This is a genomic window from Candidatus Saccharimonadales bacterium (assembly GCA_035945435.1).
GTDB lineage: Bacteria > Patescibacteriota > Saccharimonadia > Saccharimonadales > DASZAF01 > DASZAF01.
Window position 1 is genome coordinate 1 of sequence record DASZAF010000017.1, and the last position, 13,625, is coordinate 13,625.

Annotated in this window: 13 protein-coding genes and 1 pseudogene; 10 read left to right on the forward strand and 4 right to left on the reverse strand. The window is 50.0% G+C overall.

Annotated features, from left to right (window positions below):
* The 7 genes from VGS28_02000 to VGS28_02030 form a co-directional block, all read left to right on the forward strand.
* Positions 1-2,527: vitamin B12-dependent ribonucleotide reductase (locus tag VGS28_02000; GenBank protein ID HEV2412559.1), on the forward strand; the 2,527-nt coding region annotated here is incomplete at its 5' end.
* A gap of 32 nt (positions 2,528-2,559) precedes the next feature.
* Entirely contained in the window at positions 2,560-2,829 is a 270-nt protein-coding gene (locus VGS28_02005) for a hypothetical protein (GenBank protein HEV2412560.1), read from the forward strand.
* A gap of 108 nt (positions 2,830-2,937) precedes the next feature.
* A complete protein-coding gene (locus VGS28_02010) occupies positions 2,938-3,084 on the forward strand; it encodes a hypothetical protein (GenBank protein HEV2412561.1) in 147 nt (48 codons plus the stop codon).
* A gap of 1 nt (position 3,085) precedes the next feature.
* Positions 3,086-5,992, forward strand: coding sequence for an isoleucine--tRNA ligase (ileS, locus tag VGS28_02015; protein ID HEV2412562.1), 2,907 nt, complete (start codon positions 3,086-3,088; stop codon positions 5,990-5,992).
* A gap of 124 nt (positions 5,993-6,116) precedes the next feature.
* Complete coding sequence (rplU, locus tag VGS28_02020; GenBank protein HEV2412563.1) at positions 6,117-6,422, forward strand: 50S ribosomal protein L21; 306 nt, start codon at positions 6,117-6,119, stop codon at positions 6,420-6,422.
* A 107-nt stretch (positions 6,423-6,529) separates the two neighbouring features.
* Positions 6,530-7,291, forward strand: coding sequence for a ParA family protein (locus tag VGS28_02025; GenBank protein HEV2412564.1), 762 nt, complete (start codon positions 6,530-6,532; stop codon positions 7,289-7,291).
* Complete coding sequence (locus VGS28_02030; protein ID HEV2412565.1) at positions 7,281-8,165, forward strand: ParB/RepB/Spo0J family partition protein; 885 nt, start codon at positions 7,281-7,283, stop codon at positions 8,163-8,165. The genes VGS28_02025 and VGS28_02030 overlap by 11 nt, the downstream gene beginning before the upstream one ends.
* On the opposite strand, the gene lepB is transcribed toward VGS28_02030, so the two are convergent.
* Positions 8,162-8,890 carry a signal peptidase I gene (gene lepB, locus VGS28_02035; GenBank protein ID HEV2412566.1) on the reverse strand — a complete coding sequence of 243 codons (729 nt, stop codon included), beginning with the start codon at positions 8,888-8,890 and terminating at the stop codon, positions 8,162-8,164. The genes VGS28_02030 and lepB overlap by 4 nt on opposite strands.
* Before the next feature lie 111 nt (positions 8,891-9,001).
* On the opposite strand from lepB, the gene VGS28_02040 reads away from it, so the two are divergent.
* Entirely contained in the window at positions 9,002-9,799 is a 798-nt protein-coding gene (locus tag VGS28_02040) for a hypothetical protein (protein ID HEV2412567.1), read from the forward strand.
* Positions 9,800-9,824: 25 nt separating this feature from the next.
* Positions 9,825-11,057: a trypsin-like peptidase domain-containing protein gene (locus tag VGS28_02045; protein ID HEV2412568.1), complete on the forward strand. Its 1,233-nt coding sequence runs from the start codon at positions 9,825-9,827 to the stop codon at positions 11,055-11,057.
* A gap of 4 nt (positions 11,058-11,061) precedes the next feature.
* Here VGS28_02045 and VGS28_02050 read toward each other — a convergent pair whose 3' ends face one another.
* From VGS28_02050 to VGS28_02060, 3 genes and pseudogenes are all read right to left on the reverse strand, one after another.
* Positions 11,062-11,865 (reverse strand): HemK/PrmC family methyltransferase, encoded by an 804-nt coding sequence (locus VGS28_02050; GenBank protein HEV2412569.1) that lies wholly within the window; start codon positions 11,863-11,865, stop codon positions 11,062-11,064.
* 4 nt (positions 11,866-11,869) lie between these two features.
* On the reverse strand, positions 11,870-12,934 hold the full coding sequence (gene prfA / locus VGS28_02055; protein ID HEV2412570.1) for a peptide chain release factor 1: 1,065 nt from the start codon (positions 12,932-12,934) through the stop codon (positions 11,870-11,872).
* 180 nt (positions 12,935-13,114) lie between these two features.
* Positions 13,115-13,339: pseudogene (locus tag VGS28_02060) on the reverse strand (type B 50S ribosomal protein L31).
* 179 nt (positions 13,340-13,518) lie between these two features.
* Between VGS28_02060 and VGS28_02065 the strand changes: the two are divergent.
* A partial coding sequence (locus VGS28_02065; protein HEV2412571.1) for a 30S ribosomal protein S2 occupies positions 13,519-13,625 on the forward strand: 107 nt, incomplete at its 3' end.

Below are 13,625 nucleotides of genomic sequence, written 5' to 3' on the forward strand. Positions count from 1 at the left end.
ACATCTCGTCGGCCGAGTAGCTGATACGATCACTCGTTTTGGGTACGAAGAGGGATACTTCGTCGATGAAAACGAGGCAGACGTTTTTAATCACGAACTTAAATACATACTTGCCTCACAGCGTGCGGCTTTTAACTCGCCGGTCTGGTTCAACATCGGCGTTATGGACAGGGCACAACAATCGAGCGCCTGCTTCATTCTCAACGTTGAGGACGATATGCCATCGATTCTGCACTGGTACTATGAGGAAGGCATGATCTTTAAGGGCGGATCAGGTGCTGGTGTCAACTTGAGCAAGGTCCGTTCGTCGTACGAATCGCTTAGCAACAGCGGTGGCAAAGCCTCAGGTCCGGTCAGCTTTATGCGTGGTGCCGACTCAGTCGCTGGTTCAATCGCCAGCGGCGGTAAGACTCGCCGAGCTGCCAAGATGGTCATTCTAGACGTTGATCACCCGGATGTAGAGGAGTTCATCTGGTCGAAAGCTCGCGAGGAGCGTAAGGCCCGTGTTCTCGAACAGGCCGGCTTCGATATGAGTTTGAACGGTAAGGACGCTATCTCCATCCAGTATCAGAATGCCAACAACTCAGTTCGTGTGACAGACGACTTTATGAAGGCGGTCGTCAACGACGACGACTGGCAGTTAAGAGGGGTCACTAACGGCAAGATCTACAAAACACTGAAGGCCCGTGAGCTCTTCCGCGAAATCGCCGAAGCAGCTTGGGAGTGTGCGGATCCTGGCATGCAGTTTCATACCACCATCAATGACTGGCACACTACGCCGAATGTTGGTGATATCCAAGGCTCTAATCCTTGCTCTGAATACATGCACCTCAACAATTCGTCATGTAACCTCTCCAGTATTAACCTGCTGAAGTATCTCAGGAAAGATGGCACTTTCGATGTTGAAGCCTACGAGCACACAATCGACGTGATGTTTATTGCTCAGGAGATCCTGGTTGGTTACTCTAGCTATCCGACTGAGAAGATCGCTGAAACCTCCCGTGCCTATCGCCAACTCGGTCTTGGTTATGCCAACCTCGGTGCTTTGCTGATGGCTAAAGGGCTTCCCTATGATTCAGAAGAGGGTCGTGGGTGGGCTGCTGCCCTAACCGCCTTAATGACTGGTCGTGCTTACGCAACTAGCGCTCGTGTTGCTCACCGAGTTGGACCGTTTGATGGCTACCAGCGCGACAAGGAAGGTATGCTGAGAGTCCTCAGAAAGCACCGACAGGCTGTTTCGAGCATCAGCGCCGCATTGGTACCAGAAGACCTTCTCAGCGCAGCCGCAAGCTCCTGGGATGAGGCAGTCGAAATGGGCGCTAAGTATGGTGTTCGCAACGCACAAGCCTCATTGCTAGCTCCAACTGGCACTATCGCACTAATGATGGACTGCGACACAACCGGCATCGAACCGGACCTCGGCCTCGTTAAGGTCAAAAACTTAGTTGGTGGCGGTACAATGTACATCGTTAATCAGACTGTCCCGCGAGCCCTAAAAGTGTTGGGATATAGCCGTGAGGAAGCAGAAGATATCGTTAACTTCATCAATGAAGAGAAGACGATCATCGGTGCGCCGCACCTAAAGCCTGAGCATCTCGATGTTTTTGCCTGCTCGATGGGGGAGAATTCTATCCACTACCTCGGCCACGTCAAGATGATGGCTGCCGTCCAGCCCTTCCTCTCGGGCGCTATTAGTAAGACAGTCAATATGCCAGAAGATGTAACCGTTGAAGACGTTGAGCAGATTCACATAGACGCATGGAAGATGGGTCTTAAGGCTGTTGCTATCTATCGTGACAACTGTAAGGTTGCTCAACCGCTGGCGATGGCCAAGAAAGAAGGATCAGAAGGAAGTGATGCTACAGCGCAGGCAGCAGCCGAGAAGGTTATTGTAGCCGGACCGGCCGTGGCCAGAGATCTACCCCGCCAACGGCGAGCGCGAACGTACGAATTCCACGTCGCCGATCTAACTGGTTTTATGACGGTCGGGGAGTATGAAGACGGTTCACCAGGGGAACTCTTTATCAAGGTCGCCAAGCAGGGCTCTACCTTGGCTGGCGTAATGGACTCGCTGGCCCTCTCGATTAGTCACGGTCTACGGCATGGTGTCCCGCTGAGGGCCTACACCAAGGCATTCGTCAACCAGACCTTCGCACCAGCCGGTATGACCGACGATCCGGAGATTGCCACAACGACCAGCTTGATCGACTATATCTTCCGCCGACTAGCTCAGGACTATTTGAGCTTTGACGATCGGCTGGAACTTGGCTTGATATCTCCCGAGGCTTTCAAGGAACAGCAGCAGAGCCTTCTGGAACAGGACAGTCTGCAACCATCGGAGACTGTCAAGCAAGCCGTCCAAGAGCCGCAAGGTATCGAAAAGAGCCCATCTGAGAAAGCAGTCGATATGAAGCCGCTTAAGACCGAGGCCAATGCCCAGCTATGCTCCTCATGCGGCAACGTCATGCAGCGAGCCGGTACCTGCTTTGTCTGCACAACCTGTGGTAGCACCAGCGGCTGTAGCTAAACTCTTAATCCCGTCTGGTATAATAGTCGGTAATGAAAGTGATGGTCTTATACAGATCAAACTCGGAGTCGGATCGCCAGACGAGTGACTTTCTTCACGACTATGAGCGCCAGACGGGGAAGACTATTCAGGCTGTTAACGCCGATGATGTTGAAGGATCGCAGACAGCAGACCTCTATGAGGTTGTCAACTATCCGGCCATTATCGTGACAGCCGATGACGGTAGCCTGATCAAGATCTGGCAAGGTCCGCAACTGCCAACTATCAGCGAGGTCTCTTATTACGCCGCCACTAACGCTTAGTTGAGTTTTGCTAACAGGGGCAGTATAATGATGGGTAGATGCGTTCCGCGAGATGCGGATGGAGTGGTTATCAGCCACGAAGCAGTGGGAAGAAATTATGCCTTGAGCATGAGACTAGAACCCGCCGGGAGAGCCCGTCACAGCCCTGAACGAAGCGTCGAAGAGTCATCTCTTTGGAAACTGGATGGTACCGCCCGGAAAGTCACGGGTTCCAGTGTCAACGAGATGACTTTTTATGTAAATAAAGGGCAGTGACATGAGATTCAAGAAAGGCACCCGTAGAGCACCGATCGAGTACGAGAACGATCTCGTTAAGTACTGGCGTGACAATAAAACTTTCGAAAAGTCCGTTGAGATGCGGCCAAAGGATAATGGCTACGTCTTTTACGACGGCCCTCCTTTCATTACGGGCATACCGCACACCGGCACACTGCTTTCCTCGATCGTCAAAGACGCTGTCCCTCGCTACTGGACGATGAAGGGCAGGCGGGTTGAGCGTGTCTGGGGTTGGGACTGTCACGGTCTGCCGGCCGAAGTCTTCACTGAACAGAAACTCGGCATTAAAGACCGTCGCGATATAGGTACTAAGGTTGATCTCGAGACCTATGTCACCACCTGTCGTGACAACATGGTTCTAACTGGCTCTCTCTGGGAAGATACCATCGCACGGATCGGCCGTTGGGTAGACTTCAAAGGCGCCTACAAAACGATGGACAAGGAGTACATGGAGTCTGTCTGGTGGGCTTTTAAGAAACTCTACGAAGCCGGCAAGATCTACGAAGGCGAGAAAGTACTCCTTTACTGTACGCGTGACGCCACACCAATCTCGAAAGCCGAGGTGGCTATGGATAACTCGTACGAAGATGATACTGACCCATCTGTTTATATAAAGTTTAAGGTTAGGGGCGCAGACTATTACCTTTTGGCCTGGACGACTACGCCGTGGACTCTACCGGCTAACGTTGCGGTCGCCGTCAACAGCGAGCTTGAGTATGCTGAGGTTGAAGTTGACGGTGAAAAGTTTGTGCTTGCCAAAGAACTACTAGACAAAGTACTGACTGACGAGAAGCATCGTACCATACCGTATAAGATGCTTCGTACGATCAAGGGCAGTGAACTAGTTGGCCTGGAAGTTGAACCGCTTTTTGAAAGCAGAGGTAAGGGCGCGCACGTCGTCTACGACGAGAGCTATGTCAACCTTGGGGAAGGTACCGGTATTGTGCATTCCGCTCCAGCGTACGGCGAAGAGGACTTCCTAATGGCTAAGGCCGAGGGTATACCGATAGTCTCCAACATCGATGACAATGGTTTTTATACCTCAGGTGAGTGGAGAGGGGAGTATGTCTGGGATGCGAACAAGGAGATTGCCAAAGAGCTTCATAAACGGGGGGTGATCTGGAAGATTGAGTACGTCACCCACGCCTATCCGCATTGCCATCGTTGTGGCACTAAGCTGATGTATCGTGCCCATCCTAGCTGGTTTATGGACGTCGAAGGACAGCGCCAGAAGATGCTTGAACTCAATGGTGACATCAACTGGTTTCCACCACACATAAAGCACGGCCGCTTTGAAAAGACGGTCGAAAGCGCTCCGGACTGGAACCTGAGCCGAGACCGTTTCTGGGCCACCGCCATGCCGGTCTGGAAAGGAAAGGACAAGAGCGGTAACGAGCACATCAAAGTCGTCGGCAGTTATGCTGAGCTCGAAGAGCTATCAGGAGCTAAACTCAATGACTACCATCGGCCGTGGATTGACGATGTTACCTTCACAATCGACGGAGTCCGTTACAAACGTATCGACAAAGTGCTCGACTGTTGGTTTGAGAGTGGCTCAATGCCTTTTGCTCAATTTCACTATCCGTTCGAGAACGTTGAGAAGTTTGAGCAAGACTTTCCGGGTGATTTCATTGTTGAGTATGTCGGCCAGGTCAGAGCCTGGTTTTACTACCTTCACACTGTCAGCACGGGCCTCTTTAATAACCGGGCTTTCACTAATGTCATCGTAACTGGTACGGTCGCAGGCAACGATGGCCGGAAGATGAGCAAGCATTTCAACAACTTTACCGATCCGAATCTCTTGATGGATGAGTATTCGGCAGATGCGCTCCGCTTCCTGCTACTCGCGTCGCCAGTACTAAACGGCGAGGACTACTCACTCGTTGATCGAGACGTTGCTAATGTCGCCCGCAAATTAAGTATGGTCTGGAACATGTTCGACTTCTTTACGCTCTATGCCGAAGTCGATAAGTGGGAGTGGGATGGTAAGCTCGAGGATCCGAGCGACGATCTGTCCAACCCGCTTGACATGTGGATCGTCTCAAGGCTGCATCAATTAGGGGCTGAAGTAGAGAGATATATGGATGGCTACGATCTTCCCAATGCCGTTAAACCGATCCTTCCGTTCCTTGATGACGCCTCAAACTGGTATGTCCGTCGCTCAAGGCGTCGTTTCTGGAAGAGCGGCGATGATGCGGACAAACAGGCAGCCTACAAGGTCCTGCACTACGTGCTCGTTAAGTTGGCCCACATCCTTGCTCCGTTCGTTCCGTTTATGGCAGAAGAACTCTACCAGAAGCTCACGGGCGGGGAGTCAGTTCATCTTGAGGACTGGCCAGAGATGGGGCATGTCAACGAGTTGGTTCTGCAGCAGATGGCTGATATCCGGCTCGGGATCGAAGAAGGCCTGTCGCAACGGGCAAGTGCCGGCTTAAAGGTTCGTCAGCCGCTTAAGTCAGTGAAGCTTTACATCACTCATCTCCCGGACGACACTGATACGCTTGAGCAATACAGGCAGATTGCCCAAGAAGAGCTCAACGTCAAGGAGGCAGAGCTTCTTAAGGTCGTGGGCACACGAAAAATCACTGAGATAGACGTCAAAGTTACCGACGACTTGAAACGGGAAGGTCTGGCCCGTGAACTGATCCGCAGTATCCAGACCCTTCGCAAGGAATCAGGTCTCAACGTTGATGATCGGATCAAGCTTCGGGTCGAAACTGCCAAGGATGACGCTGTCATGGGACATGCTCTCAAGGAGTTTAAGGAAGTGATTGACAGTGAGGTACTTGCGGTTGGCCATCTTGCCAAAGATGATAAGGAACTGGCGGCCAAAGAATACAATGTCGATGGTCATGTGGCCAAAGTAGCCCTTCAGAAACATGCATAGCTGATCTTACTGCCAAAGATGAGTGGTTTGGACGCCGATCTATGCCAAAAACAGTGTCTTTACAGAGATGAGCTAATCTGGTAGGATAGAACCAATCAATTATTCTTAAGTTGGATCTTAGAACGTGAAAGCAGTAATTGAAGTCGGTAACAAACAGTACATTGTCGCCAAGGGCGATAAGATTGAGATTGACCTTTTGCCGGCTGGTACTAAGAAGTTGACCCTCGAACCGTTGATGGTTTTCGACGAGAATAATATCAAGGTGGGTACTCCTAAAGTGGATGGGGCAAAAGTAGAAGCTAAAGTTCTCGAAGAGAGAGTCTTGGGTGAGAAGCTCCAAGTTGTTCGTTTCAAAGCCAAGAAACGCGTTAAGAAGATTAGCGGTCATCGCCAAAAACACAGCCTGATCGAAATTAGTTCGGTCGCTTAACATTCCCAGATACATCAGCTAGGTGTCGGGTCTATCTTTAATATTCGTGCTCGACCTGTTACGATTAAGAGGTATAGAGCGTGAAATGAGGGCGTAAAAACATACACATGACTGCAAAAGTAATTGCCATCACCAATCAAAAGGGGGGTGTTGGCAAGACAACTACCGGGATTAACCTTGCCTACAATTTAGCCAAACGAGGTAAAAACGTTCTCTTGGTGGATTTCGATCCTCAGGGTAACGCTACAAGTGGGCTCGGTTTCAATAAACAGAGTCTGGCCCACACAATTGGTGATGTCGTAACAGGTAAGATACAGGCTCGTCAGGCAATTCTAACGACAGACTATGAACATTTGGCTCTTCTGCCGGCAACACCACACCTCGCCAATACTGAAGTAGAGATGACTTCTCAGGAGAACCGTTTTACGAGGCTCAGGCAGGCTCTGGAAAGCTTGGAGTATGATCTGGTACTGATAGATTGTCCTCCCGCTCTTAGTCTCCTAACAGTCAACGCGTTGGTTGCGGCTAGGTACTTGATATTACCAGTACAGGCCGAGTTCTATGCTCTGGAAGGATTAAGCCAACTCTTGGAGACTGTCCAACTAATTCGCCAGGGTGCCAACCAGAACCTAGAGCTTCTCGGGGTGGTCATGACGATGTACGACTCCCGGACGACTCTTTCTAAGCAGGTTTTTGATGAAGTTACCAAACACTTCCCAGATAAAGTCTTCCATACTGTTATCCCACGCAATATCCGCTTAGCCGAGGCGCCGAGTCACGGTGTGCCGGTGGCGGTGTACGATAAGTGGTCAAAAGGTGCACGTGCCTATAAGCAACTGGCAAAGGAGGTAGCTGAACGTGTCGGTTAAACGAGGACTTGGCAGAGGCTTTGATGCGTTGATACCAACGCACCTGATTGAAGATGCCTTTGACCCCACCAGTCAGCAAGATCAAAAGATCTCCCAAACAAAAGATATGTCTATCGATAAGGTCATGCCCAACCCTAATCAGCCCAGAAAAGAGTTCAATGAAGACTCATTGCAGGAACTGGCTAGCTCAATTAAGACTCATGGTATCTTGCTGCCGCTAATCGTGGCGCCCCATCGCTCGAAGAATGGCACATATATGATTATTGCGGGCGAGAGGCGCTGGCGAGCGGCTAAGATTGCTGGTTTGAAGAACGTACCGGTTCTGGTACGAAGTATCACCGACCAGCAGAAGTTAGAGCTGGCTTTGATTGAGAACCTACAGCGAGAGGATCTTAATCCCTTGGAGACTGCAACAGCCTATCTTAAGCTCCACGAGCAGTTCAACATCACTTACGACGAGATCTCCAAACGGGTGGGGCGGGCAATGAGCACCATCAGCAATAACCTACGCCTTCTCGGTCTACCTCCGGCTGCCAAACAGGCATTGATTGATAGACGAATAACTGAAGGCCATGCTCGGACTATTCTTTCTATTAAAGAACCGGATATCCAGCAAGAACTACTCGACTTAATCATCCAAAATGGTTGGTCTGTTCGGAAAGCAGAGCAGTTTGTTATTGGCTATCGTGAGGGTCGGAAGAACAAAGTAACCGCAGTCGCTAAGACGCGGGTTGAGAACGAATATACTGTGAACCTTCAGAAGCGACTTGGCACCCAGGTGACCATCAAGAATATGGCCAAGGGTGGCCAGTTGATGATCAGCTTCAAGAGCGACGAAGATCTCGCCCGGATCACGAAGCTACTGGGATCTTAGAAGAAGTGGACTTCATTGAGCGGGTAAACTCGAAGAACCATCTGCCCGATGATCTGGCTGCTCGGTACGGTACCTAGACCAAAGCGAGAGTCGTATGATCCGCCAAGTGCGCGGTTATCGCCACATACAAAGAACTGATCTTTCGGGACGACTTCATTGACGCTGCCTGCAGATGGAGCAAGATGAAGCCCGATTGCTTGGTTAACGTTGAAGCCTTTCGGGTTCTGTTTGTTAAAGACCGTGACGACGCCGTTCTTCACAACGACTCGCTCGCCAGGAAGACCGATAACGCGTTTAATGAGCTGTTCGGGAGATCCGCTTGGCCCAATGAGTGAACTGTTAAAGACGATGATGTCGCCACGCTTGGGGATATATGGGTGGCCTGTAATATCGGCAATGGTCTTCGGGATTTTGTTAATGATAAGCCGGTTGTTGTTTTGTAGAGTGGGCATCATGCTCGTTCCATCGACGTAATAGGACTGGAAGAGGAAGACGTTTATTAATACTGCCAAAACGACGACCGCAGCGATAAACGATACGACGGAGGCAAATCCTTTAAGGGCCACCATCATAGGTGACTGATTCGATGCCGCTTTCTCGTTAGCTTTCTTAGAGGCCTCAGCAGCCATTGATTCGTCTGATAACTTGGCTGATTCGTCGTCTTGGTTCTTGCTATTTTTTAAGTGGTCTTTAGGTTGTGGGGACTGGTCGTTGCTATCTTTCACCACCCCATCATATACTGCGATCTGTAGTTTGTCATCTCAGGTTGTTTTCAGGATGAAGTGGTCAACTAGCATTAATAACTGATAAGGGTTTGCTATAATACAAGCAAGTTTATGGACTTATTGCGATCTCGGACGAGTTTAAGGCGTTTGAAGCTAGGTGACCTATTCCACCTTCTTTTCAATTTGGGCCTTGCTGCCTTGGTCTACCTATTGGTTGCAGTCTGGCAGCTCTACACGCTTGCATTCATTCTTGTCATGATTAGCAAATGGCGAATCTTTGCTGTTCAACCGCGTTTCTGGTTTGCCAATATAGTAGCCAACCTCGTTGATATTATCGTTGGCCTAAGTGTTCTAGTCTTTATATACCAAGCCAGCTCAGCAGCGTGGCTGCAGGTTGTGTGGGCGGTACTCTACGCCATCTGGCTCACTGTCGTAAAGCCCCAGTCAGGGATACGCGGTGTTACTTTCCAGGCAGCTGTCGGACAGTTTGTTGGTCTGACGGCTCTGTTCTGGTATGCGAGTAGTATTCCTGACACGCTTGTCGTGGGCGGTGCATGGCTAGTCAGCTATGCTGCAGCCCGGCAGCTGATTAGTGCCTATGAGGAAGACCTTGTCGACCTCCTAAGTGCCATCTGGGCGTTATTTGTAGCCCAACTAACATGGTTCTTCAATCGTTGGGTCGATGTCTTTGCTTTCCCGCCATCTTCGAACGGTCAACCATCACACGCCTACTTTATCATTCCGCAAGCAGCCGTCGTTATGATAGTCGTCGGTTTTGGTGCTGCTCACTTTTATGATGCGGCTAAGAATAATAAATTGGGAAGCCGACGCACGAATTACACATTTGGTTTTACGGCTATCCTGTTGCTGTTGGTGCTGGTTGTCTCAAAGTGGAATAGTCTAACTTAAATTAAGAAGGGTAGGGTAGTACGTAGTGGCTGACGATAAGAACGAAGATTATAAGAACTGGATGCCGTCTCACAGTGACGAATCATCGCCGAGTGAAAACATGCACAACTTGATGAAGACGCGTTATGGCAAGCGATGGATTGTTTTGGGAGTTCTCATTTTCTGTTTTGCGTCAGGTTTTCTTGGAGCCTGGGCGGCCATTGAAAGTGGTTTTGTTCACTCAAGCAATGACAGCGCCATCATCGGGGGTAAACCTACCCTCATAACCCAACAGAGCCAGCTCTACACCCAGATTGCTCAGGAAGTCTCACCGAGCGTCGTCTCAATCAATACGACTCAGACGACTTCGACCCAGGACTTCTTTGGCTTCTCGACCGGCAACCAAACTTCGCAAGCCTCAGGTACAGGAATTATTATCTCTAAGAATGGCTACATTCTCACTAACAAGCATGTTATCCCAGACGGTACCACGTCAGTTAGTGTCGTCCTTAATAACGGCACCACCTACAATAACGTCCAAGTTGTAGCTAGGGATCCGGGGAACGACCTTGCTTTCTTAAAGATCAGCAACGTTAACAATCTTCAACCGGCTACTATTGGGGACTCAACAACCATCCAAGTTGGCCAGCAGGTAATTGCTATTGGCAATGCGCTTGGCCAGTTCCAGAACACCATCACCCAAGGGATCGTCTCTGGTATCGGTCGACCGATTCAAGCCTCGGACCAAGGTAGCACCAGCTCAGAATCACTCAACGACCTTATCCAGACTGATGCTGCCATCAACCCCGGCAACTCCGGGGGACCATTGCTGAATACCAGTGGCCAAGTGGTTGGCATTGATACGGCTGTAGCTTCCAACGCCCAAGGAATCGGTTTTGCCATTCCGATCAATGATGCCAAAGGCCTGATCGAAAGCGTCATTGCCAACGGCAGTATCAATGTCCCATTTCTAGGAGTTAGCTATGTACCACTCGATGGCCCAACGGCTCAAGAACTGAGTGCCCCGATTAACTATGGCGCGTATGTCTACGCCCAGTCAGGATCGAGTGCGGTGGTCTCAGGTAGCCCTGCCGATAAGGCTGGTATTAAGCAAGGTGACGTCATCACACAGGTGAATGGCACCAACGTGACCCCGCTGAACTCACTCTCAGCCCTTCTGACCCAGCACAAGCCCGGCGACAATGTTAATCTGACCGTTTACCGAGGCGGTAAGACGATGACGGTTAACGTCACGCTCGGAACTTATCCATCCTCGTAAAGGTTTAGAGGAGTTGAAAGGTCAGAATGAGCCCTTCGCGACTCAAATATTTGAATGATTTGTTCTTAGCTTCTTTGATGATTGATTTATGCTGTGAGACATCTGCTTCCAGGAGCAGATAACCTCCATGCTTGAGCGGGTGATTATCAAGAAGGTCCTCGATAAGGGCTAAGCCGTGGTTACTGGCAAAGAGTGCGATCCGTGGTTCGAAGTCAGTCTCTGGGGAACGTCTGCCGAGTCTATCGACGTAGGGGAGGTTAGCTAAAACAAACTTGGCTGAAGGTCTCTTTACAGGTTGTCGTATGTCTCGCTTGGCGTATCGAACTTTTGCTGAAAGGTGTAGAGCGTTTTTTCGCGCAATCCTGAGCGCTTTCTCATCAATGTCCCATCCTACGACGCGCAGCTTGGGAAACTCTAAGGCGGTCGTCACGGCGATGCACCCCGAACCTGTACCTATATCTATAACAACGTCATCTTTTTCCATGGGCAGCTTTGCTAAAGAGGAGATAAAAGCTTCGGTTTCTGCTCGAGGGATCAAAACATGACGGTTAACGTAAAACTCTCGTCCGTAGAACTCTTTTCCTTCGACAATATAAGCGAGTGGCTCGCGCCTAAGGCGCCTATCGAGCAGACGCTTTAAGTACTGCTGTTGTACGTGGTCGAGAGCTAGCTCGGGATGAGCAAGGAGAGTGGCTCTATCCTGCCCGGTCACATAACTTATCAGAAGTTCAGCATCAAGGTGCGCCGAGTCAATGCCCACACCTTTAAGCTTTCGACTGGCCTGAGTGAGCCAAGCACCTACTCTCATGCATTTAATCCTGGCTAACGAGTTCATGCTCGGCTACTTGAAGACGCTCGATAATATCGTCGATGTCGCCGTCGAGAGCGCCAGGCAAATTGCTTCTACTGTAGCCGATCCTATGGTCGGTAATACGATCTTGTGGGAAGTTATAAGTACGAATCTTTTCTGATCGATCGCCGGAACCAATCAGACTTCGTCGTTTGGCAGCCTCTTCCTGCTGTTCCTTCTCGATCTTCATGGCATAGAGACGTGAGCGGAGAACTTTGAGGGCTTTCTCTTTGTTCTTAATCTGTGATTTTTCGTCTTGGCACGTTACGACAATGCCGGTCGGCATGTGTGTAATACGGACTGCGGAATCGGTTGTATTGACTGACTGGCCACCGTGGCCACTCGAACGATAGACGTCGATTCTCAAGTCGTTCGGGTTGATCTCGACTTCGCTCTCCTCAACTTCCGGCATAATCGCGACCGTTACCGTAGAGGTGTGGATCCTGCCGCTTGATTCGGTAGTCGGCACACGCTGAACCCGGTGAACGCCGGATTCAAATTTCAACTGGCGGTAGGCATCCTCGCCTTTAATATCGAAGATAACCTCTTTAAAACCACCAACGTCAGACGGGCTTTCCGAGATGAGCTCAACCTTTAGATTGTGACGCTCACAGTAGCGTACGTACATGCGGTAGAGCTCAGCGGCAAAGAGGGAAGCCTCGTCGCCACCCGCCCCAGCTCGTATCTCAGCGATAACGTTCTTCTGATCGTTCGGGTCTTTAGGGGTAAGAAGTTCAGATAGTTTTGCGCTCAACTCAGACTGCTTTGTTTCTTGGGACTCAACCTCGTTTTTAGCGAGTTCGGCAAGCTCAGGATCTGAGTCTCCGAGCATCTGTTTAGCTTCTTTGAGCTGTTCAGAGACTCTCTGGTAGGCATTGAATGTCTCACGAATCTCTTCAAGTTCGTTCCGACGTCTATTCTTAGCGGCAAAGTCAGGGTCATTAAAGGCGTTTGGCTGGGAGATAAACGAGGTTAACTCATCAAATTCGGAGTTTAATTTCTCGATATCGATTTGAGGGAGAGCCATCAGCTTTAAAAGCCCCTTTTGCGGCGCAAAACCTTTAACTATCTAACTTTTGGCAGACGCTTTGCTAGTTTCTGACTTCTTTTCGGCTGAGGCAACTTTCTTAGCTTTCAGTGAGGCAACTTTTTTGGCTTTGCCAGCTACCTGGGCGCGCTTGCTCGAGGCAGCTGCCTGTCGAGCTTTGAAACGATCGACGCGGCCTTCTATATCGATCAACTTCTCCTGCCCGGTATAGAAAGGATGTGATGCGCTCGAGATGTGGATCTTGATAAGAGGGTAGGTATTACCGTCCTCCCAGGCGATTGTCTCGGACGATTGAGCCGTTGAACGCGTTAGGAACGCAAAGTCAGCCGTTTCGTCTTGAAAGACAACCAGGCGATAGTCTTTTGGATGTAGATCACTTTTCATAACTGGGGTAATTGTATCTGTTTTTAAGGGGTTTGTCAAAAGGATAGCTCGCTCGAGTCGCCAATCTAGACTCTTCAAGAGAAATGTGCTAAAATTACCTCTAATATCAGCGAAGCAACGCGCTTAGTAATCCTCCCGTTGAGAGAGCGGGCGAGAGCGCGTGAAGGAGATAAGGATTCATGGCAGTAACTATTGATGTTAAGGAGCTCCTTGCTACTGGAGCTCACTTTGGCCACAAAACCAGCAGATGGTCACCAAAAATGGCCCCGTATATTCACAGCAAGCG